General features: G+C 62.0%; 19 protein-coding genes. 11 read left to right on the top strand and 8 right to left on the bottom strand.

What is annotated here, in order from left to right:
• Positions 1-14 precede the first annotated feature (14 nt).
• The gene (locus GT756_RS00755) at positions 15-278 is read left to right on the top strand and encodes a DUF333 domain-containing protein (RefSeq protein WP_004140155.1); all 264 of its coding nucleotides are present in this window, start codon (positions 15-17) and stop codon (positions 276-278) included.
• Between the two features lie 31 nt (positions 279-309).
• Here the strand turns inward: GT756_RS00755 and hslJ are convergent, their stop codons facing one another.
• The 3 genes from hslJ to GT756_RS00740 all read right to left on the bottom strand — a co-directional run bounded on the left by hslJ (position 310) and on the right by GT756_RS00740 (position 2,512).
• Positions 310-750, bottom strand: coding sequence for a heat shock protein HslJ (gene hslJ, locus GT756_RS00750; protein ID WP_004204013.1), 441 nt, complete (start codon positions 748-750; stop codon positions 310-312).
• 123 nt (positions 751-873) lie between these two features.
• Complete coding sequence (locus tag GT756_RS00745; RefSeq protein ID WP_004204014.1) at positions 874-1,863, bottom strand: 2-hydroxyacid dehydrogenase; 990 nt, start codon at positions 1,861-1,863, stop codon at positions 874-876.
• A 148-nt stretch (positions 1,864-2,011) separates the two neighbouring features.
• On the bottom strand, positions 2,012-2,512 hold the full coding sequence (locus tag GT756_RS00740) for a DedA family protein (protein ID WP_004204015.1): 501 nt from the start codon (positions 2,510-2,512) through the stop codon (positions 2,012-2,014).
• 206 nt (positions 2,513-2,718) lie between these two features.
• Here GT756_RS00740 and GT756_RS00735 point away from each other — a divergent pair, with 206 nt between their 5' ends.
• Genes GT756_RS00735 through GT756_RS00725 form a run of 3 tightly spaced genes read left to right on the top strand, consistent with a single transcriptional unit; the run spans position 2,719 to position 5,871 of the window.
• On the top strand, positions 2,719-5,358 hold the full coding sequence (locus GT756_RS00735; RefSeq protein ID WP_135698523.1) for a YdbH family protein: 2,640 nt from the start codon (positions 2,719-2,721) through the stop codon (positions 5,356-5,358).
• Complete coding sequence (locus GT756_RS00730; protein WP_004204017.1) at positions 5,355-5,540, top strand: YnbE family lipoprotein; 186 nt, start codon at positions 5,355-5,357, stop codon at positions 5,538-5,540. Before GT756_RS00735 ends, GT756_RS00730 begins: the two co-directional genes overlap by 4 nt.
• Positions 5,541-5,547: 7 nt before the next feature.
• Positions 5,548-5,871, top strand: a complete 324-nt coding sequence (locus GT756_RS00725; protein WP_004204018.1) for a YdbL family protein — start codon at positions 5,548-5,550, stop codon at positions 5,869-5,871.
• Here GT756_RS00725 and feaR read toward each other — a convergent pair whose 3' ends face one another.
• The gene (gene feaR / locus GT756_RS00720; RefSeq protein WP_032455921.1) at positions 5,872-6,774 is read right to left on the bottom strand and encodes a transcriptional regulator FeaR; all 903 of its coding nucleotides are present in this window, start codon (positions 6,772-6,774) and stop codon (positions 5,872-5,874) included.
• Positions 6,775-7,009: 235 nt separating this feature from the next.
• Between feaR and GT756_RS00715 the strand changes: the two genes are divergently transcribed.
• The gene (locus GT756_RS00715; protein ID WP_048294657.1) at positions 7,010-8,509 is read left to right on the top strand and encodes an aldehyde dehydrogenase family protein; all 1,500 of its coding nucleotides are present in this window, start codon (positions 7,010-7,012) and stop codon (positions 8,507-8,509) included.
• 124 nt (positions 8,510-8,633) lie between these two features.
• Positions 8,634-9,524, top strand: a complete 891-nt coding sequence (locus GT756_RS00710) for an oxidoreductase (RefSeq protein ID WP_032455923.1) — start codon at positions 8,634-8,636, stop codon at positions 9,522-9,524.
• Positions 9,525-9,541: 17 nt separating this feature from the next.
• Here the strand turns inward: GT756_RS00710 and GT756_RS00705 are convergent, their stop codons facing one another.
• From GT756_RS00705 to GT756_RS00690, 4 genes are read right to left on the bottom strand one after another with little or no spacing between them, the layout of a single operon-like run.
• On the bottom strand, positions 9,542-10,273 hold the full coding sequence (locus tag GT756_RS00705) for a class II aldolase and adducin N-terminal domain-containing protein (RefSeq protein ID WP_032455924.1): 732 nt from the start codon (positions 10,271-10,273) through the stop codon (positions 9,542-9,544).
• A gap of 5 nt (positions 10,274-10,278) precedes the next feature.
• Positions 10,279-11,109, bottom strand: coding sequence for an ABC transporter substrate-binding protein (locus GT756_RS00700; protein WP_032455925.1), 831 nt, complete (start codon positions 11,107-11,109; stop codon positions 10,279-10,281).
• A 23-nt stretch (positions 11,110-11,132) separates the two neighbouring features.
• Positions 11,133-12,005: a phytanoyl-CoA dioxygenase family protein gene (locus GT756_RS00695; RefSeq protein WP_032455926.1), complete on the bottom strand. Its 873-nt coding sequence runs from the start codon at positions 12,003-12,005 to the stop codon at positions 11,133-11,135.
• Positions 12,006-12,031: 26 nt separating this feature from the next.
• Positions 12,032-13,552 (bottom strand): amino acid ABC transporter permease/ATP-binding protein, encoded by a 1,521-nt coding sequence (locus GT756_RS00690; RefSeq protein ID WP_048294659.1) that lies wholly within the window; start codon positions 13,550-13,552, stop codon positions 12,032-12,034.
• Between the two features lie 488 nt (positions 13,553-14,040).
• Here GT756_RS00690 and GT756_RS00685 point away from each other — a divergent pair, with 488 nt between their 5' ends.
• The 5 genes from GT756_RS00685 to argE all read left to right on the top strand — a co-directional run bounded on the left by GT756_RS00685 (position 14,041) and on the right by argE (position 18,676).
• Positions 14,041-14,955: a LysR substrate-binding domain-containing protein gene (locus GT756_RS00685; protein WP_004204026.1), complete on the top strand. Its 915-nt coding sequence runs from the start codon at positions 14,041-14,043 to the stop codon at positions 14,953-14,955.
• A 170-nt stretch (positions 14,956-15,125) separates the two neighbouring features.
• A complete protein-coding gene (locus GT756_RS00680; RefSeq protein ID WP_114508111.1) occupies positions 15,126-16,382 on the top strand; it encodes an NAD(P)/FAD-dependent oxidoreductase in 1,257 nt (418 codons plus the stop codon).
• A 26-nt stretch (positions 16,383-16,408) separates the two neighbouring features.
• On the top strand, positions 16,409-16,843 hold the full coding sequence (locus GT756_RS00675) for a RidA family protein (RefSeq protein WP_048294663.1): 435 nt from the start codon (positions 16,409-16,411) through the stop codon (positions 16,841-16,843).
• The gene (locus GT756_RS00670; protein WP_032455929.1) at positions 16,840-17,514 is read left to right on the top strand and encodes a DUF1028 domain-containing protein; all 675 of its coding nucleotides are present in this window, start codon (positions 16,840-16,842) and stop codon (positions 17,512-17,514) included. The genes GT756_RS00675 and GT756_RS00670 overlap by 4 nt, the downstream gene beginning before the upstream one ends.
• Positions 17,507-18,676 (top strand): acetylornithine deacetylase, encoded by a 1,170-nt coding sequence (gene argE, locus GT756_RS00665; protein WP_004204029.1) that lies wholly within the window; start codon positions 17,507-17,509, stop codon positions 18,674-18,676. The genes GT756_RS00670 and argE overlap by 8 nt, the downstream gene beginning before the upstream one ends.
• Positions 18,677-18,699: the final 23 nt, after the last annotated feature.

Here is an 18,699-nt window from a genome sequence, read left to right as displayed (position 1 = left end):
CGAGGGGAGAGAAAATGCGAGCTGCGATGTTAGTGGGATGTGCGGCGCTGTTGCTGTCGGCGTGCAGTAGTGAACCCGTTCAGCAGGCCACGGCGGCGCACGTCACGCCAGGAATGCGGGCGGCGATGAGCGACGCCGGTCAGGCCAACTGCGCCATGATAGGCGGCTCGTTATCGGTGGCTCGTCAGCTCGATGGTTCAGCGATTGGCATGTGCGCGCTGCCGAACGGTAAACGCTGCAGCGAGCAGGCGCTGGCGGGCGGAAGCTGCGGCTATTAATGGCAGCTCCGCAGCGGGCTCAAAACGCCGGCTAGTGCATCAGGTCGGCGAGCTTATAGACCAGCGTCTGGTCGGCGGTCGCCAGCGTCAACTGGTTTTCCGTCAGATCGACCTGCGCGCCCTCGCGCAGCATCTTACCAATGGTCGCATCAAGGGTATTAAGCTGGGCATCGTGGCACAGCATCCGGGTCATCGCCAGCGATTTGACCTTCAGCTCGCCGTCCGACACCTTACCTTCCCCGCTGAAGCCGTTGCACATATTGCCCGAAACATACATATTGCCGGTGATAGCCATCTTCTCGCCGAAGCTCAGCTCCAGCGGCCGGTCGCCAGCGTTTACCGCCTGGCCGTTGACGCTGGTCAGCACGAAACGATGATGCTGTAGCTGTTCCGCGCCGGTGGACACCTTACTGTTATAGACACAGCCGGACAGCAGCAACCCTGCCGCCAGTAATGCCGCAAATTTGTTCATTTTCACTCCAAAACATTCACATTACTAATAAAACAAAGCCAGTGTAACGGTATCGCAGCGGGGATCTGTGGGGATTATCTGAATGTGCTCCCCCCGGGGAGAGGAGCACAAAAGGGAAAGGAATCAGACGATAGCGTTTGGGCAGGTTTCACCGTTGGCGACCTGCTGCAGATTGCCCAGGGTGGTCTCCGAAATGCTGATAAGCGCCTCGGCGGTGAGGAACGCCTGATGGCCGGTGAACAGCACGTTGTGGCAGGCGGAGAGGCGACGGAAGACGTCATCCTGGATCACGTCGTTGGATTTGTCTTCGAAGAACAGATCGCGTTCGTTCTCATAAACGTCCAGCCCCAGTGCGCCGATTTTTTGGTGCTTCAGGGCATCGATGGCCGCCTGGGAGTCGATCAGCGCGCCGCGGCTGGTGTTAATCACCATCACTCCGTCCTTCATCTGATCGAAGGCCCCGCGATTGAGCAGATGGTAGTTTTCGTCGGTCAGCGGGCAGTGCAGGGAGATCACGTCCGACTCCTTGTACAGCGTGGCGAGGTCGACATATTCCACCCCCAACTCCAGCGCGGCGGCGCTTGGGTACGGGTCGAACGCCAGCAGACGCATGCCAAAACCTTTGAGGATCCGCAGCATCGCCACGCCAATTTTCCCGGTGCCGATCACCCCGGCGGTTTTGCCATACATGGTGAAACCGGTGAGGCCTTCCAGGGAGAAATTAGCATCACGGGTACGCTGGTAGGCGCGGTGGATGCGGCGGTTAAGCGACATCATCATGCCGATCGCATGCTCAGCCACCGCTTCCGGCGAGTAGGCCGGGACGCGCACGACGCGCAGGCCAAGCTCTTTCGCCGCCTCGAGGTCGACGTTGTTAAACCCGGCGCAGCGCAGGGCGATATACTTCACGCCGTGGGCCTTCAGCTCCTCCAGCACCGGACGGCTGCCGTCGTCATTGACGAAGATGCATACCGCTTCGCAACCGTTGGCGGTTTTGGCGGTTTTCTCTGTCAGCAGGAAGTCGAAGAATTCCAGTTCAAAGCCGTAGGTATCATTCACGTGCTGCAGGTACTTTTTATCGTACTGCTTCGTACTGTAAACCGCGATTTTCATAAGACTTTTCTCCAGTGATTATAACGTCACGGTAGCATATTTAAAATAATCGTACAATTATTAAAAAATAGTTTAAATGGCAGGTGCTTATCCTAATTCTAGAGCATATCGCGGATTTGAGGAATCTCTTTGAAAGACAAAGTTTTTTTTACCACAAACTCAGGCTTAAAGCGCCGGGGGAGAGCAGCAGAAACGGCCACAGCAGACCGGAGCTGACGTTAGCCAGCTGAAACGACCACAGCGGCAGGCCGCTGGCGCCGCTGACCAGGGGCAGGGTGGCGCGCAGGGGAGAGAGAAAGCGGCTGAAAAAGACCGCCCACAGCCCGCGGCGCTGAAAAAAGAGTCGGCTGCGGGCCAGCCGCTCGGCGGTCAGCCAGCGTAACTGCGTAAGGCGGTGACGATAGCGAACGCCCAACCACCACGAGAGCCAGAATCCGCCGATGGCGCCGAGGCTGGCGCTGGACCACATTAGCAGGAAATGACCGAGGCTGGCGGAAGCGAATGTCCCCAGCAGCAGCAGGCCGGAGGTGCCCGGGATGGCCAGCGACACCAGCGCGCAGGATTTAGTGAAAGTGAGCAAGAAAACCATCAGTAATACCAATGGATAGTGGCCCTGTGCGCTCTCAATGAGCGAGATAATTAACGACACCGTCTCTCCCGCAAGCAATACCTATCTTTCTGGAGTGTGGCAGGGGGTGCTTAAACAAAAGTTAAATGGTGACGGCCGATCGCCGCGCCGCGATACCGGCTGGCAACTATGCTTTAACAGGTCGCAAACTTTCACTCACTGGTCGAACGTGTCACAATGGGCGCCTTTCGGCTTTTACTTATGTTGAATCAGGATATTAACTGCCCATGAAGGGTAAATATAAAGCCGCCATCGCGCTGGTGTTAGCGCTGGTGTTACTGCCGCTAACCCTGCTGTTGACGCTGACCCACTGGGTGCCGACGCTGGCGGGCATCTGGCTGCCCGTGGGCACTCATATCGCTATGCAGGAGAGCCCGCGTCTTACGCGTTCCGCCCTGCTGATCCCCGATCTGCGCTATCTGGTGGGCGAGTGTGAACTCGCCAGGGTGACCGATGCCCGTCTCTCGCGCCCCAGCCGCTGGCGGCTGCATATTGACCAACTGGAGATCAACAGCGCCTGCCTGAGCAAACTGCCGGCCAGCGATCCCACGCCCGGATCGCCGCGCACCCTTGCCGAATGGCAATCGATGCTGCCCTACAGCTGGTTAACTATTGATAACCTGCGGCTGTCGCCATGGGAAAAATGGCAGGGGCGGCTGGTGATGTCACTGACCCCTGCGCAGCAGGAGATCGGCTTTGCCGGTAACGATTTGAGCCTGCAGGCGCGCTTGCGCGGCCAGGCGCTTACCGTCAGCCAGTTCAGCGCCCGGCTGGCTGACGATCAGCCGCCGGTGAAGCTGGTGGGGACCTTCCATCTGCCGCTGGTGCCGGATGGCCTGCCGGTCGATGGCCAGATGCAGGGCACCTTCGAATTCCCGCAGACTGCGGAATGGATCGATGCCGAGCTGACGTGGCAGCATAATCGCGGCCAGCTGCTGGTCACCCCACGCGGCGAGGTGGAGCCCATTCTCGACCTGCCGTGGGAGATCACTCCGGAGCGGATCACCATCAGCGACGGCCGCTGGCGCACCCGCTACGAGGCGTATCCGCTGAGCGGCCGCGTGGCGCTGTCGGTGGGTAACTGGCAGCAGGGCACGGAACAGATGATCGTCAGCGGTCGCTTGAATGTTCTCACCGAGGGGCATGCCGGAAAAGGCAACGCGGTGCTGAATATCGGCCCGGGCAAGCTGAGCATGGATAACAGCGACCTGCCGCTGCGACTCACCGGCGAGGCCAAGCTGGGGGAGATGATCTTTTACGCCGCGCTGCCGGCCCAGCTCAGCGGGTCGCTGGTCAGCCCGCAGCTGGCGTTTCACCCCGGGGCGCTACTGCGGTCGCGCGGGCGGGTGATCGACGCGCTGAACATTGACGAAATTCGCTGGCCGCTGGCCGGGGTAAAGGTCACGCAGCAGGGCGTCGATGGCCGCCTGCAGGCGATCCTCCGCGCCCATGAGCAGCAGATGGGCGACTTTACGTTGCACCTGGACGGTCTGGCGAACGATTTTCTGCCCGACAGCGGCCGCTGGCAGTGGCGCTACTGGGGCGAGGGGCATTTCACGCCTATGCAGGCGCGCTGGGATGTGAAGGGCAGCGGTGAGTGGCGGGACAATGCCATTACGCTGAGCAGCCTCTCCACGGGTTTCGACAAGCTCGAGTACGGCACGATGCGGGTCAGCACGCCGCGTCTGACCCTCGAGCAGCCGATCCGCTGGCTGCGCGATGCTGAGCATCCTCGGCTGACCGGCGCGCTGTCGCTGGATGCGGCAAAAACTACCTTCACCGGCGGCAGCTATCTTCCGGCGTCGACGCTGAAATTCGCCCTCGACGGCCGGGACCCGACGTGGTTCCAGTTCACCGGCGCGCTGCACGCCGATACCATTGGCCCGGTGCGGTTGACCGGGCGCTGGGATGGCGAACGGCTGCGCGGCCAGGCGTGGTGGCCAAAACAGTCGCTGACGGTATTCCAGCCGCTGGTGCCGCCGGACTGGAAGATGAACCTGCGCGAAGGCACACTCTATGCGCAGGTGGCCTTCTCGGCGGCAGCCGGGCAGGGATTTGAGGCAGGCGGCCATGGCGTCCTGAAGGGCGGCAGCGCCTGGATGCCGGATAACCAGATCAACGGCGTCGACTTCGTTCTGCCGTTCCGCTTCAGCGACGGCCACTGGCAGCTGGGCACCCGCCGTCCGGTCTCCCTACGCATTGGCGAAATCGTCAACCAGGTCACCGCGCGCAACCTGACGGCGGACCTGCAGGGCACCTGGCCGTGGAGCGAGGCCAATCCACTGCAGCTTAGCGACGTCAGCGTCGACCTGTTAGGCGGCAAGCTGACCCTGCTGCAGCTGCGCATGCCGCAGCGCGACCCGGCGCTGATCCGTCTGCAGCACATCTCCAGCAGCGAACTGACCAGCGCGGTCAAGGTGAAGCAGTTCGCCATGTCCGGGGCGGTGAGCGGCGCGCTGCCGCTGTGGCTGGAGAACAATCAATGGATTATCCACGACGGCTGGCTGCGCAATGACGGACCGATGACCCTGCGGCTGGATAAAGACACCGCCGATGCGCTGGTGGCGGACAACGTCTCCGCCGGGGCGGCGATCAACTGGCTGCGCTATATGGAGATCTCCCGTTCATCGACGCAGATTAACCTGAACAATCTGGGCGTGCTGACGCTTAAAGCCGCCATCAACGGCACCAGCCGGGTGGACGGGAAAAGCAGTACCGTGCATTTAAACTACGCTCATGAGGAGAATATTTTCGATCTGTGGCGCAGTTTACGCTTCGGCGACAATTTACAGGCGTGGCTTGAGCAAAATGCCACGCTGCCCGTGCGGCGCTGTACGGACGGTAAGACATGTAAGGAACCTAAATGAAGAAGCTGTTACTGGCCATAGTGGCGTCGATGCTGCTCGCCGGCTGTACGCCGCGTATCGAAATTGCGGCGTCGAAAGAGCCCATCACCATCAATATGAATGTCAAAATTGAGCATGAGATCCATATCAAGGTCGATAAGGATGTGGAAAACCTGCTGAAATCCCGCAGCGATTTGTTCTGAGGCGACGATGAGAAAACGACTGTTAACCGCGGCGCTGGCGCTAACTCTGCTCAGCGCGCCCGCGCTGGCGTTAACCCTGAGCGAAGCGCGCCAGCAGGGGCGGGTGGGGGAGACGCTGAACGGCTATCTGGCGCCGCTGCGTCAGGATAAAGAGACGCTGGCGCTGGTGAAACAGATCAACGCCGCGCGCAGTGAAAGCTACCAGCAGCTGGCGGATGACAACAATCTGCCGGTGGATGAGGTAGCGAAAATGGCCGGACAGAAGCTGGTTGCCCGCGCTCAACCCGGCGAGTACGTTCAGGGGCTAAACGGCCAGTGGCTGCGCAAATAATTAGCGGCAGCGCTTGCGGTATTCGCCCGGCGAGACGCCAAAGCGCTGCTTAAAGGCGGTGGAGAAATGGCTATGGTCGCTGAAGCCCCAGCGGTAGCCGATCCCCGCCAGCTTTTCGTCATCGTGGACGTCCTGTAACGCCCGGGCGCACAGATCCAGCCGCCGGTTCTTAATATACTGCGCCACCACCAGCCCTTTGTCGGCAAACAGCCGATAGAGGCTGCGCACCGACATTCCCATCTCGCTGGCCAGCCACTCCGGCCGCAGATGCTCCGACTGAATGGATGCGTCGATTAACGCTATTATCTTCTGAAACTGCTTGTCCCGCCGGGACGGGGTCGGCTCACGCTGGCGCAGCACCGGGCGCAACAGGCAGGCGATCGCCTCCAGCGCCGCTTCACTTTCGCTGGCGGAGAGCGCCGTGCCGCCCATACTCTCCAGCAGCAGTCGCTGGCTGAGCTGCACCATCGGCAGAGACTTATCCAGCCGGCAGGCGGTAACTATCTCGCCCGTCGGCGCCACCCGCTGGCGCGGCAGCAGCAGCGAAGCCTGACGCGAGGTCTGCTGCCAGACGATAGAGCACGGGCGGGCGGCATCGATCAACGTGATATCCCCCGCCGCCAGGGTCACCTGGCGATCGTCCTGTTCGATCACCGCTTCGCCGGCGAGCTGAAACACGGTATAGAACCAGGCGTCGTTATCGCGTTTTATCTCATTGCGCGTGCGGTAGAGATTGACGCCGGCGGCGGTGACCGTGCTGACCTTGAGGCTGCCGGCGTAGCGGGCGTCAATCTCGCCGTGAAAGCGGCCCTCCAGCGGCCGGGCGGCGAAATGGCCGCAGACCTGATTGATCGTCGCCAGCCAGCGCTGGTACGCCAGCCCCCCCTCAGCCGTGGTCATCATTCGCCCTTCTCCTGTAATAATAATGTTTCTGCATTGTTGCATTTATGCCGCCTCAGGCAAGGGCGCTATGTCGGGTATATGAAAGAACTATTACCTGCGGCACATTTCTGTCAGGGCAGGCGACGGAATTGCGGCGACTGTCACAGCGGCGCAAACGAATGTCACAGAGAAAAAAGCGCCAGCCGCCAACCGGACATAGACTGAAAGCACTATCCGCGAAGAATAAGGAAAGGGTATGTCCACCTCTCAGATAGCGCTGCTTGCCAGCGTCCAGCAGTTTTTAGACCGTCAGCATGGCCTGTATATCGACGGCGCCCCCTGCGCCGCGCAGAGCGAAAACCGGTTAACCGTCTGGGATCCGGCCACCGGGCAGGCGATCGCCACCACCGCCGACGCCAGCCCGGCGGATGTTGACCGGGCGGTGATGTCTGCCTGGCGTGCCTTCGTCGACCGCCGCTGGGCCGGGCGCACCCCGGCCGACCGCGAGCGCATCCTGCTGCGCTTTGCCGATCTGGTGGAGCAGCACGGCGAGGAGCTGGCGCAGCTGGAAACCCTCGAGCAGGGTAAATCCATCGCCATCTCCCGCGCCTTCGAGGTCGGCTGCACCCTGAACTGGATGCGCTACACCGCCGGGCTGACCACCAAAATCAGCGGCCGGACGCTGGACGTCTCGATCCCGTTCCCGCAAGGGGCGCGTTATCAGGCGTGGACCAAAAAAGAGCCGGTGGGGGTAGTGGCGGGCATCGTTCCGTGGAATTTCCCGCTGATGATCGGTATGTGGAAGGTGATGCCGGCGCTGGCGGCGGGTTGTTCGATCGTCATTAAACCCTCAGAAACCACCCCGCTGACCCTGCTGCGGGTGGCGGAGCTGGCGACCCAGGCGGGCATTCCTGACGGGGTGTTCAACGTGGTCACCGGCAGCGGCGCCGGCTGCGGCGCGGCGCTGACCGCCCATCCGCAGGTGGCGAAGGTGAGCTTTACCGGCTCGACGGCCACCGGGAAACAGATTGCGCGGGTGGCCGCCGACCGCCTGACCCGCGTGACGCTGGAGCTGGGCGGCAAGAACCCGGCGATTGTGCTTAAAGACGCCGATCCCCAGTGGGTCATTGAGGGGCTGATGACCGGCAGCTTCCTTAACCAGGGGCAGGTCTGCGCCGCCAGCTCGCGGATCTACATTGAAGCGCCGCTGTTTGACACCCTGGTCAGCGGCTTCGAGCAGGCGGTGAAATCACTGCAGGTAGGGCCGGGAATGCTGGAGACGGCGCAGATCAACCCGGTGGTCTCCCGGGCCCACTGCGACAAGGTGGCGGCCTACCTTGAAGAGGCCCGACAGCAGAAGGCGGAGCTTATCAGCGGCAGCGCCGGACCGGATGCGGGGGGGTACTATATTCCGCCGACGCTGGTGGTTAACCCGGACGCCGGACTGCGCCTCACCCGCGAGGAGGTGTTTGGCCCGGTGGTGAACCTGGTGCGGGTGGCCGACGGCGAGGAGGCGCTGCGCCTGGCCAATGACAGCGATTTTGGCCTGACCGCCAGCGTCTGGACCCGCGACCTGACCCAGGCTCTCAACTATACCGATCGCCTGCAGGCCGGGACGGTATGGGTCAACAGTCATACCCTGATTGACGCCAACCTGCCGTTCGGCGGCATGAAGCAGTCCGGCACCGGTCGCGATTTCGGCCCGGACTGGCTCGACGGCTGGTGCGAAACCAAATCCGTCTGCGTGCGTTACTAGCCCTCCGTCGGGGAAGGTGCATCGCTTTTCCCGACGTCCCGCTTGCCGACCTCCGCTCTTTCTCGCTACTGTGGAGGGCAATCTTTGCCCGCGCAGGGCGGAGAATGATGAGGAGGTCTTCGGCATGACTGCATTTCCTGAAGTTGCACTAATTGGTCCCGGCGCCATCGGTACGACGATCGCCGCCGCCCTGTTTGCGGTGGGGAGGGCGCCGGTGGTCTGCGGGCGCACTGCCCATTCTTCGCTGGTGCTGCGCACTGATGAGGGTGAGATCGTGGTGCCCGGCCCGGTGCTCACCGACCCGACGGCGATAGCCGCCCCCTTCGACCTGGTGTTTGTCGCGGTGAAGGCCACCCAAACGGAGGCCATCGCCCCGTGGCTGGCGGCCCTGTGTTCGCCAGACACCGTGGTGTGCGTGCTGCAAAACGGCGTCGAGCAGCGCCAGCAGTTTGCCCCTTTGACCGGCGGCGCGACGGTGCTGCCGTCGGTGGTCTGGTTTCCGGCGCAGCGCGACGCCGATGCTTCGGTCTGGCTGCGCGCCGCGCCGCGACTAACGCTGCCGGATCTGCCGGGGGCGGAGCGGGTGCAGCAGGCGCTGGCGGGAACCCACTGCGCGGTGGAGCTGGCGGCGGATTTTACCAGCGTCGCCTGGCGTAAACTGCTGCAGAACGCCGTCGCCGGACTGATGGTGCTGACCGGACGACGCGCCGGGATGTTCGCCCGGGAGGAGATCACCGCCCTCGGACTGGCCTATCTGCGCGAATGCCTGCAGGTGGCGCGGGCGGAAGGGGCCGTCCTGAGCGACAGCGTGCCGGAGGAGATCATCGCCGGCTTTCATCGGGCGCCTGCCGACTTAAGCACCTCTATTCTGATCGATCGCCTGCATGGCCGACCGCTGGAGTGGGATATTCGTAACGGGGTGGTACAGCGTCGCGGGCGTCAACACGGCATACCGACGCCGCTCAGCGATATCATCGTGCCGCTGCTGGCGGCGGCCAGCGACGGCCCGGGCTGACCCGGGCTGGCGCGGGGTTAATCCACCAGGGAGGGATCGAGGTCGATCATCAACTGCTTCATCTCGGCGAAGTGCTGCCGGGAGAAATCGGCAATTTTCTCCCAGTCCTGGGCGGTTTTTTCCGCCACCGCGTCCGACAGCACCTTCAGCGGCTGGCCGGTTGACCAGGCGGTGATCAGGATCTGACAGGCGCGCTCCAGGGTCCAGATATCGTCGAACGCTTCGCCGATAGTCGGAGCGGTCACCAGCACCCCATGGTTGCCCATCAGCAGACGGCGTTTATCCGTCAGCAGCCCTGCCAGCCGTGCGCCTTCTGCCGCGGTGTCCGCCATCCCGCCGTACAGGGTATCGACGGCGACCCGGTTAAAATAGCGGGCCGTGTTCTGGTCAATGGGCAGGATCTGCGGCGTCGCCAGACAGGCGAGGCTGGTGGTGTACACCGGGTGCAGATGCAGCACCACCCGCACGTCGGGCAGTCGCTGATGGATCTGCCCGTGAATGGCCCACGCGGTGGCATCGACGTCAGGTCGCGAGGCGCAACGTTCATCATCGGCGTGCAGCACCAGCAGATCGCTGGCGCGGATGCGCGAAAAGTGTTTCCACTTCGGGTTGAGTAAAAACGTTTTCCCGTCAGCGGAGAGCGCGGCGCTGAAATGGTTGGCCACCGCCTCATGCATGCCGAGATGGGCAATGATGCGAAAGGTGGCCGCCAGGTCGATGCGGATCTGCTCTTCATCGGAATCGCGCATGGGCATTACTCCGCTTTCGGCATCAGGGTCTGCAGATCCTCTGCCGTCGGCGCCTGGAAGTGATATTTCTTCAGCAAGGCGGCATATTCCGGCGTCGCGCTGTATTTTTTCAGCGCCTGTTCGAGGGCGGTTTTCACCTCCGTGTTGCCTTTTTTAACGCCAAAGCCGTTCAGCACTGGATAGATCAGGGTGTCAGAGGAGATCGCCACCCGGTCGCCCAGCTTTTCCACCACCCCGCGCGCCACGGCGGCGTCGGTGATCTGCGCATCCACTGCGCGGGACAGCAGCGCCTGGGTGGTCTGCGGGTCGGTGGTATAGACGCTCAGCGCAATTGGCTTCAGCCCTTTCTTCACGCAGTAGTCGGCGGAAAGCTTCTGCAACTGCGCCAGCCACGAGGTGGCGCCCATCGAGCCGATTTTATGCCCGCAGAAGTCTTCCGGCGTCTTAGGCTGGTAGTCGCCCCCTTTGCGGGCGAGGATCGCTTCCCCGCTTTTCAGGTACGGCACCATGTCGATCACCTTCAGGCGCTCGGCGGTAATGTACATCGACGAGTTGGTGATATCGAAGCGCCCGCCCTGCAGTCCGGGGATCAGGTTGGGGAAGCGGGTGTCGATATTCACCGCCTCGCGGCCCATGCTCTTCGCCAGACCGTCGAGCAGTTCAATATCAAACCCCGCCGGCTTGTTGTTCTCCATGTACTCGTAAGGGAAAAAGGTCATGTCCGAGCCGGCGGTGATCTTGCCGCTTTGCTGGAAGGCCAGCGCGTTCAGGGATGTCAGAGCCCCCGCTGCGCAGAGCAGCAGAGCCAGCGGGCGTGGTGCGAAAAAGCGTGTCATAAAACCTCCGGAGTGTGGGCGAATTACATGCTGGCGCGATCGGCACCGGCCTGCTGAACAAAAAACGAAGCGCCGCGCGGCTTCTGCGGCAGGCGAAGCTGGTTATTGGTGCTGCGCACCAGACCGCTCTCTTCCCCGGCCACCAGCTGGCCGGCATGGCGGCTCGGCAGCGGGTTTTCGCCGAAGGGCAGCGCATCCTCAGCGGCGTAGACGCTGATGAACAGGGTGCGCGGCAGGGCGGTTTCGTTGGGGCTGGAGGCGTGCAGCAGGCGGGTATGCATAAAGCAGACTGAGCCCGCCGGGCCAAAACAGGCCTGCGGCTGCTGGCACTGAGCCGTCACCACCTCGTCATCCACCGCCCCGGTGAAGCGACCCTCCTGCCAGTGGGACCACAGCGGCCCCTGATGGCTGCCCGGCACCACATTGAGCGGGCCATTTTCCGGCGTCACCTCGCTGACCATCAGCAGGGCGGTGATGATGTCGTCATTGCTGTGCGGGGTGAAGAGGAAATCCTGATGCCATTTCACCTCGGTGGCGGTGTGCGGCAGCTTGGAGTTAATTTTGCTGTGGTGAAAACGGGTGCCGTTGCCGCCGATCAGTTGCGCGGCAATGGTCGCCATCCGCGAATTCAGCGCAGTATGGCGATAGGCCTCGGAGATCTCCGTCGGGGAGGCGACCCGGCGCAGCGACGGATGGTCGGGAGCATGGTCGCGTTCGATATCGAAACGCGGCCGCCCGTCAAGGGTTTCTCCCCACGCCGTCGCGTGACGGCGGCTCTCCTCGACCCAGCCGTCGAAATCGCTCTGCAGCGTGGCGATGTCGGCGGCGGAAAGCACCCCTTCGACCACCAGATAACCCTGCTGATGAAACTGCTCAATTTGCCACTGCGCAATCATAGTTTTTCCTCTTCACGTCCCGATAATTAAGCCAGAGAAACATCTTTCAGAAAGGCCTCGACCCGCGGGTGTTGCCCGCTGCGCATCGCCTGCGGCGTGTCATCGCACACCACCCGGCCTTTCTCCATAAACACGATCCGGTCAGACACTTTGAAGGCGAAGTTCATCTCGTGGGTGACGATGACCATCGTGATGCCTTCGTGGGCCAGGGATTCGATAACCTGCAGCACCTCATTCACTTTTTCCGGATCCAGCGCCGAGGTGGGCTCATCGAACAGCATGATCTGCGGACGCATCATCAGGGCGCGGGCGATCGCCACCCGCTGCTGTTGACCGCCGGAGAGCTGGTGCGGATACTTCCAGGCGTGTTCCAGCATGCCCACCTTGTGCAGCAGCTCGCAGGCGTGCTGGCGCAGCTCCGTGTCGCTCGCCAGATGGTGATAGCGCGGGGCCAGCAGCAGATTGCCGAACACGGTCAGATGCGGGAACAGGTTAAAGCTCTGGAACACCATGCCGATATTCAGACGGTGTTCGGCATTCTCCATAAAGCGCGGCTTATGCTGCCCCTGACGGTCGAGATGAATAAAGGGCTGGCCGTTAATCTGAATTTCGCCGTTATCGATCTGCTCAAGACCGTTTAGCAGGCGAATGAGGGTGGTTTTCCCCGAGCCCGACGGGCCGATAACCGAGACCACTTCGCCGGGCTGGATCTGCAGGCTCACCGCCCCCAGCACTTCGACATTGTTGTAGGCCTTATGCAGCTTAGAGGCCTGCAGCGCCGGCTCCTGGCCCTGGGAGACGCTGCGCGCCATCGCCGGGCGCCGGGCGGTCGCCAACTGCTGCATCTCGGCATCCACCGGCCGGGCGGTGTCGCGTCGGGTGACATCGAGGTAGTTCTCCAGCCGTTTCAGCAGAAAATCGAACACCGTGACGATAAAGATGTAATAAAACGCCACGGCGGTCATGGTCTCCATGACCAGAAAGTTCTGCGAGTAGAGCTGCTGGCCGACCATCAATATTTCGGTCAGGGAGATCACCGACACCAGCGAACTGAGCTTCACGATGGCGATATACTCATTGGCCAGCGCCGGCAGGGCGACGCGCAGCGCCTGGGGAATGATCACCCGCCACTGGATCCCGGCGTAGCGTAAACCCAGGGCCCGCGCGGCTTCACTCTGCCCGCGGGGGATGGAGAGCAGCCCGCCGCGATGGATCTCGGCAATATAGGCCGCTTCGCTGAGGACCATCGCCAGCAGGCCGGCCCAGAAGGGATCGTTCAGCACCGGCGCGAAGGAGGGCAGCGCCTGCGGCATGTTGTAGACAAAAATCAGCAGGACCAGCAGCGGCATACTGCGAAATAACCAGATATACAGCCGGGCAGGGGTGGATAACCAGCCGCGCGGCGACTGTTTAGCCAGCGCCAGAATAAATCCGAGCACAATACTGCAGCCCCAGGTCAGCAGACTTAATTTAATGACGGTCCAGGTGGCCCACCAAAAATCGGCATCGCTGAGCAGGCTTAACATGTAGTTCCAGTTAAACGTCATGGGCTATTTCACTCGTCATAATTAACCTAAATGAAAGCGGCTCGGCTGTGCATTAATGGGGAGCCGCCGGTGTTCATCGTGCGAATACACTATGCTGGCAGGATGCTTTCAGAGGCAATTAGTAAATTTTTGGCCTTTAAGTTTAAAAAAACTATACAGCGTTATTAACGATATGGAATTTAAAGTGATTATCGGGATACTTTTCGTAAACAATTTAAAAACAATAGCTGCAATTGAATAACGATATTTTATGCAGACAGGTTATTTTGCGCGAAACTGGGGCGACCGCTGCCTGCTCAATGTGCAGCGTGTTGCATGATGGTGCAAAAGCGGAAATAAACCGTGCCGGCGCGGGAGGAGAATAAATAATATCGCCCCCTGGCGGGCAATGCGCCGCCATTTTTCACGGGTGGCACGCGGATTGCTTGGGACTTAGGGGAAAACTATTTCCTGCGTGCGCCGGACCATATTTTATCAATGGTGATGCTATGAACCGATTTACCCTGAAGCAGCTCAAATATTTCGTCACCGTGGTGGAGACGGAGAGTATCGCCGAGGCCTCCCGCCAGCTGCATATTGCGCAGCCGTCGATTTCCATTGCTATTAAGAATCTGGAGAGCACCTTCGACCAGCAGCTGTTTATTCGCCACCACGCGCAGGGCGTCTCGCTCACCTCCAGCGGTCGGCGGATCTACGATAAAGCGAAGGAGCTGCTGCGCCTGTCGTGGGAATTTGAGCAGAATTCGCGGGCGGATAAAGAGCTGGTTTCTGGCATGATCTCCATCGGTTGCTTTGAATCGGTAGCTCCGCTGTATATGCCGAAGCTGGTGGCTGGATTTAAGAAATGCTATCCGGAAATTACGCTGCATCTGTATGACGGCGAACAGCACGAGCTGATGCATGGCCTGCACCGCGGCCGCTTTGACCTGGCGCTGGTCTACGATCTGGAGCTTGGCCACTCGATCAATAAAGAACGGCTTAACGCCCCGCATAAACCCTACGCGCTACTGCCCGCCGCGCATCCGCTGGCGCAAAAGGCGCAGGTGACGCTGCAGGAGCTGAGCCGCGAGCCAATGATCCTCCTTGATGCGGTCCCGAGCAAAAATTATTTCATCTCCATCTTTAAGGAAAAAGGCTATCACCCGGAAGTAGCTTACAGCTCACCCTCTATCGAAATGGTGCGCTGTATGGTCGGTCAGGGACTCGGTTTTTCGGTGCTGGTCACCCGGCCCTGCTGCGATATGACCTACGATGGTGAAAGGGTGGTGCAGCGGGATATTGCCGACGATATGCCCGCCTCAACCTTAATTATGGCGCATCTCGCTAATAATGAGCCGACGCGGCCAACGCAACTGTTTATGGATTATTGCCGCAGTATCGAATTAACCCCCTCTCACGGCTGAAATAACGCCTGTCGATCCGGCAGGCGTTATTTTTTTTGTCGTCAATCAGCCTCGTAAAATTCTATTCAGTCGATCGTTTTATAATATTTTACCAATTCGTCACAGTTAAATAACCTGAAAGCCGTCAATTCCGGCGACCTCGTCGGCAACTGTGCTTGAAGGATAGAGAAATGACTGAACAGATAACCGAGATCGATACCCTGGTGGTCGGCGCGGGGCAGGCGGGCGTCGCCATGAGCGAGCATCTGACCCGGCTGGATATTCCCCACCTGGTGCTGGAGAAACAGGGTATTGCCCAGGCCTGGCGCAGCGGGCGCTGGGATTCGCTGGTGGCCAACGGCCCGGCCTGGCACGATCGGTTTCCGGGGATGGTGTTCCCGGACTGCCCGCCGGATAGCTTTGTCGGCAAAGAGCAGGTTGCGGACTATTTTGCCGCCTATGCCCGCAGCTTCAATGCGCCGATCCGTACCGGGGTGGAGGTGTACAGCGCCGAACGTCTCGCCGGGCGACCGGGCTTTCGTGTCGACACCTCCCAGGGGGTGATTGAGGCGCAGCGGATCGTAGCGGCCACCGGACCCTTTCAGCGCCCGACGATCCCGGCCATCGCCCCGCAGAGTCCGGCTATTCAGCAGCTCCACTCGGCGCACTATTTTAATCCGCAGCAGCTGCCGGAGGGCGGCGTGCTGGTGGTGGGGGCCGGCTCCTCCGGCGTCCAGATTGCCGATGAGCTGCAGCGTGCCGGACGCGCGGTGTGGCTGTCGGTGGGGGCGCACGACCGGCCGCCGCGTCGCTATCGCCAGCGCGATTTTTGCTGGTGGCTCGGGGTGCTGGGAATGTGGGACGCCGCGGCCAATGCGCCGGGGAAAGAGCATGTCACTATCGCGGTGAGCGGCGCGCGCGGCGGCCATACCGTCGATTTTCGCCAACTGGCGCATCAGGGGGTCACCCTGGTGGGGCAGACCCGCGGCTTTGACGGCGCCAGGGCGCTGTTCCACCCCGACCTGGCGGAGAATATCCGCCGCGGCGATGCCTCTTATCTTGCGTTGCTCGACGCCGCCGACGACTGGGTAGCGCGCAACGGTTCTGATCTGCCTGAAGAGCCCTCCGCCCGTGAGTTTCTGCCCGATCCGGCCTGCGTCAGCGACCCGCTGCTTAGCCTCGACCTGGCCGAGGCCGGGATCGGCGCCATCATCTGGGCGACCGGATATACCACCGACTATCGCTGGCTGAAGGTCAACGTCTTCGATGACGCGCAGCGGCCGCAGCATCACCGCGGCGTGTCGACGGAGCCGGGGGTCTATTTTCTCGGCCTGCCGTGGCTGTCGCGGCGCGGGTCCACCTTTATCTGGGGCGTCTGGCACGATGCCAAATATATTGCCGACCAGATCGCCATTCAGCGCCAGTATCAGCGTTACCAGCCGTCCTGATAACCGTTTCCTGAAGGAGTGCTTTGATGCCAACCCATACCCGTATTCGCATGTTTAACACCAAAGAGACCTACCCGAACCAGGCGCTGAACAACGATCTGTGCCAGGCGGTGCGGGCCGGGAATACCGTCTACGTTCGCGGCCAGGTCGGCACCGATTTCGCCGGCAACCTGATCGGCCTCGGCGACCCGCGAGCCCAGGCGGAACAGGCGATGAAGAATGTCGAGCTGCTGCTGAAAGAGGCCGGCAGCGACCTCTCGCATATCGTCAAGACCACCACTTATCTGATCGACCCCCGCTATCGCGAGCCGGTCTATCAGGAGGTGGGAAAATGGTTGAAAGGGGTCTTTCCCATCTCCACCGGGGTGGTGGTGTCGGCCCTGGCGCAGCCGCAGTGGCTGATGGAGATTGACGTCACGGCGGTGATCCCTGACGACTGGCAGGGGGAGGCGGCAGAATGACCCTTTCCCTTACCGCCCGTTGCCCGGAAACGGGTCAGTTGGGCATCGCCATTAGTTCATCGAGCATGGCCGTCGGGTCGCGCTGTCCGTGGCTGCTGCCCGGCGTGGGGGCGGTTTCCAGCCAGAACATTACCCTGCCGTCGCTGGGGCCGCAGATCCTCAGCGCGCTCGAAGCGGGGGCCAGCGTTGAGCAGGCCCTGAAGCAGGCGCTGGCGGAGGATCGCTTCCGCGAATATCGCCAGGTCGCGGCGATTGACGCCAACGGCGACACGGCGGTGTTCAGCGGGGAATTCACTCTTGGGATCGGCGGCGCCCTGGCGGGGGATAACTGCGTGGCGGCGGGCAACATGCTGGCCAGTGAGGGGGTGATCGCTGCGATGGTGGGCGCCTTTGAGGCCGCCACCGGTGAGCTGACCAGCCGGCTGCTGGCCGGACTGCGCGCCGGGATCGTCGCCGGGGGCGAGGCCGGGCCGGTCCACTCGGCGGCGGTGAAGGTGGTGGACGATTACCCGTGGCCGGTGGTCGACCTGCGCATTGACTGGGCGGAAGCGGATCCGCTGGCGGCCCTTGAGCAGCTGTGGCTGGCGTGGGAGCCGCAAATGGAGGCCTATATTACCCGGGCGCTCGACCCGCGCGAGGCGCCGGCCTATGGCGTGCCTGGCGATGAATAACACGCCGGGAGCGATCCTTGCCGCGCTGCTGGCCTTTGATACCACCAGCCGCCATTCAAACCTGGCGATGATCGACTGGATCGCCGATTTTCTCGCCGCCCGCGGCGTGGCGTCCCGCCGCTTTTATGACCCGTCGGGGGGAAAGGCCAATCTCTACGCCCGGCTGGGGCCGTCCGGCGGCGGCGGGGTGATGCTCTCGGGCCATACCGACGTGGTCCCGGTGGACGGGCAGGACTGGAGCGTGCCGCCGTTCAGCCTGACCGAGCGCGATGGCCGCTACTACGGCCGCGGCAGCGCCGATATGAAGGGCTTTCTCGCCTGCGTGCTGGCGGCGGTGGATGACTTTCTGGCGGCGCCGCTGCGGATGCCGCTGCATCTGGCCTTCTCCTATGACGAAGAGGTCGGCTGCCTCGGCGTGCGCAGCCTGGTGGATTTTCTGCAGGCCTCGCCGGAGAAACCGGCGCTGTGCCTCATCGGCGAGCCGACAGAGATGCAGCCGGTGTTCGGTCATAAAGGCAAACTGGCCATGCGCTGCTGCATTGAGGGCCAGGCCTGCCATTCGGCCTATGCCCCGCAGGGGGTGAACGCCATCCGCTACGCGGCCAGGCTGATCAACCGCCTGGATCGGCTGGGCGAGCGTCTGGCCCGGCAGCTGGACAGCCGCTTTTCGCCGCCTTTCAGCACCCTGCAGGTGGGCACCATTCAGGGCGGCGCCGCGCTGAACATCGTTCCGCAGTCCTGTCGCTTTGATTTTGAAATCCGCTACCTGCCGGGGATGCGTCCCGAAGCGGTTACCGAAGCGCTGGCGGCCTACGCCCGCCGCCGGCTGCTGCCGGAGATGCGCCGGGTCGGCGGCGGAAGCGACATCCAGTTTCAGCTGTTGAGCCACTACCCGCCGCTGCTCAGCGATCCACAGTCCGACTTCGCCCGCTGGCTGGCGCAGTGGTGCGGCAGCGATCGGTTTTCCACCGTGGCGTTCGGCACCGAAGGGGGGCTGTTCGACGAGATGGGCGTCGCGACCCTGGTCTGCGGGCCGGGCAGCATGGCCCAGGGCCATAAGGCCGATGAGTACATCAGCATCGACCAGACCGAACGCTGCATGGCGATGCTGGGCCAGCTTTGCGCGTGGATGCGCGCCGAGCCCGCAGAACCGCTTACCTGATCCACCCACACAGGAACCCAAGC

It is taken from the genome of Klebsiella sp. Q2 (assembly GCF_009900705.1).
Lineage (GTDB): Bacteria > Pseudomonadota > Gammaproteobacteria > Enterobacterales > Enterobacteriaceae > Klebsiella > Klebsiella quasipneumoniae.
Note: the sequence above shows the minus strand (reverse complement) of the source record. Positions and strands in the feature narration are given on the sequence as shown.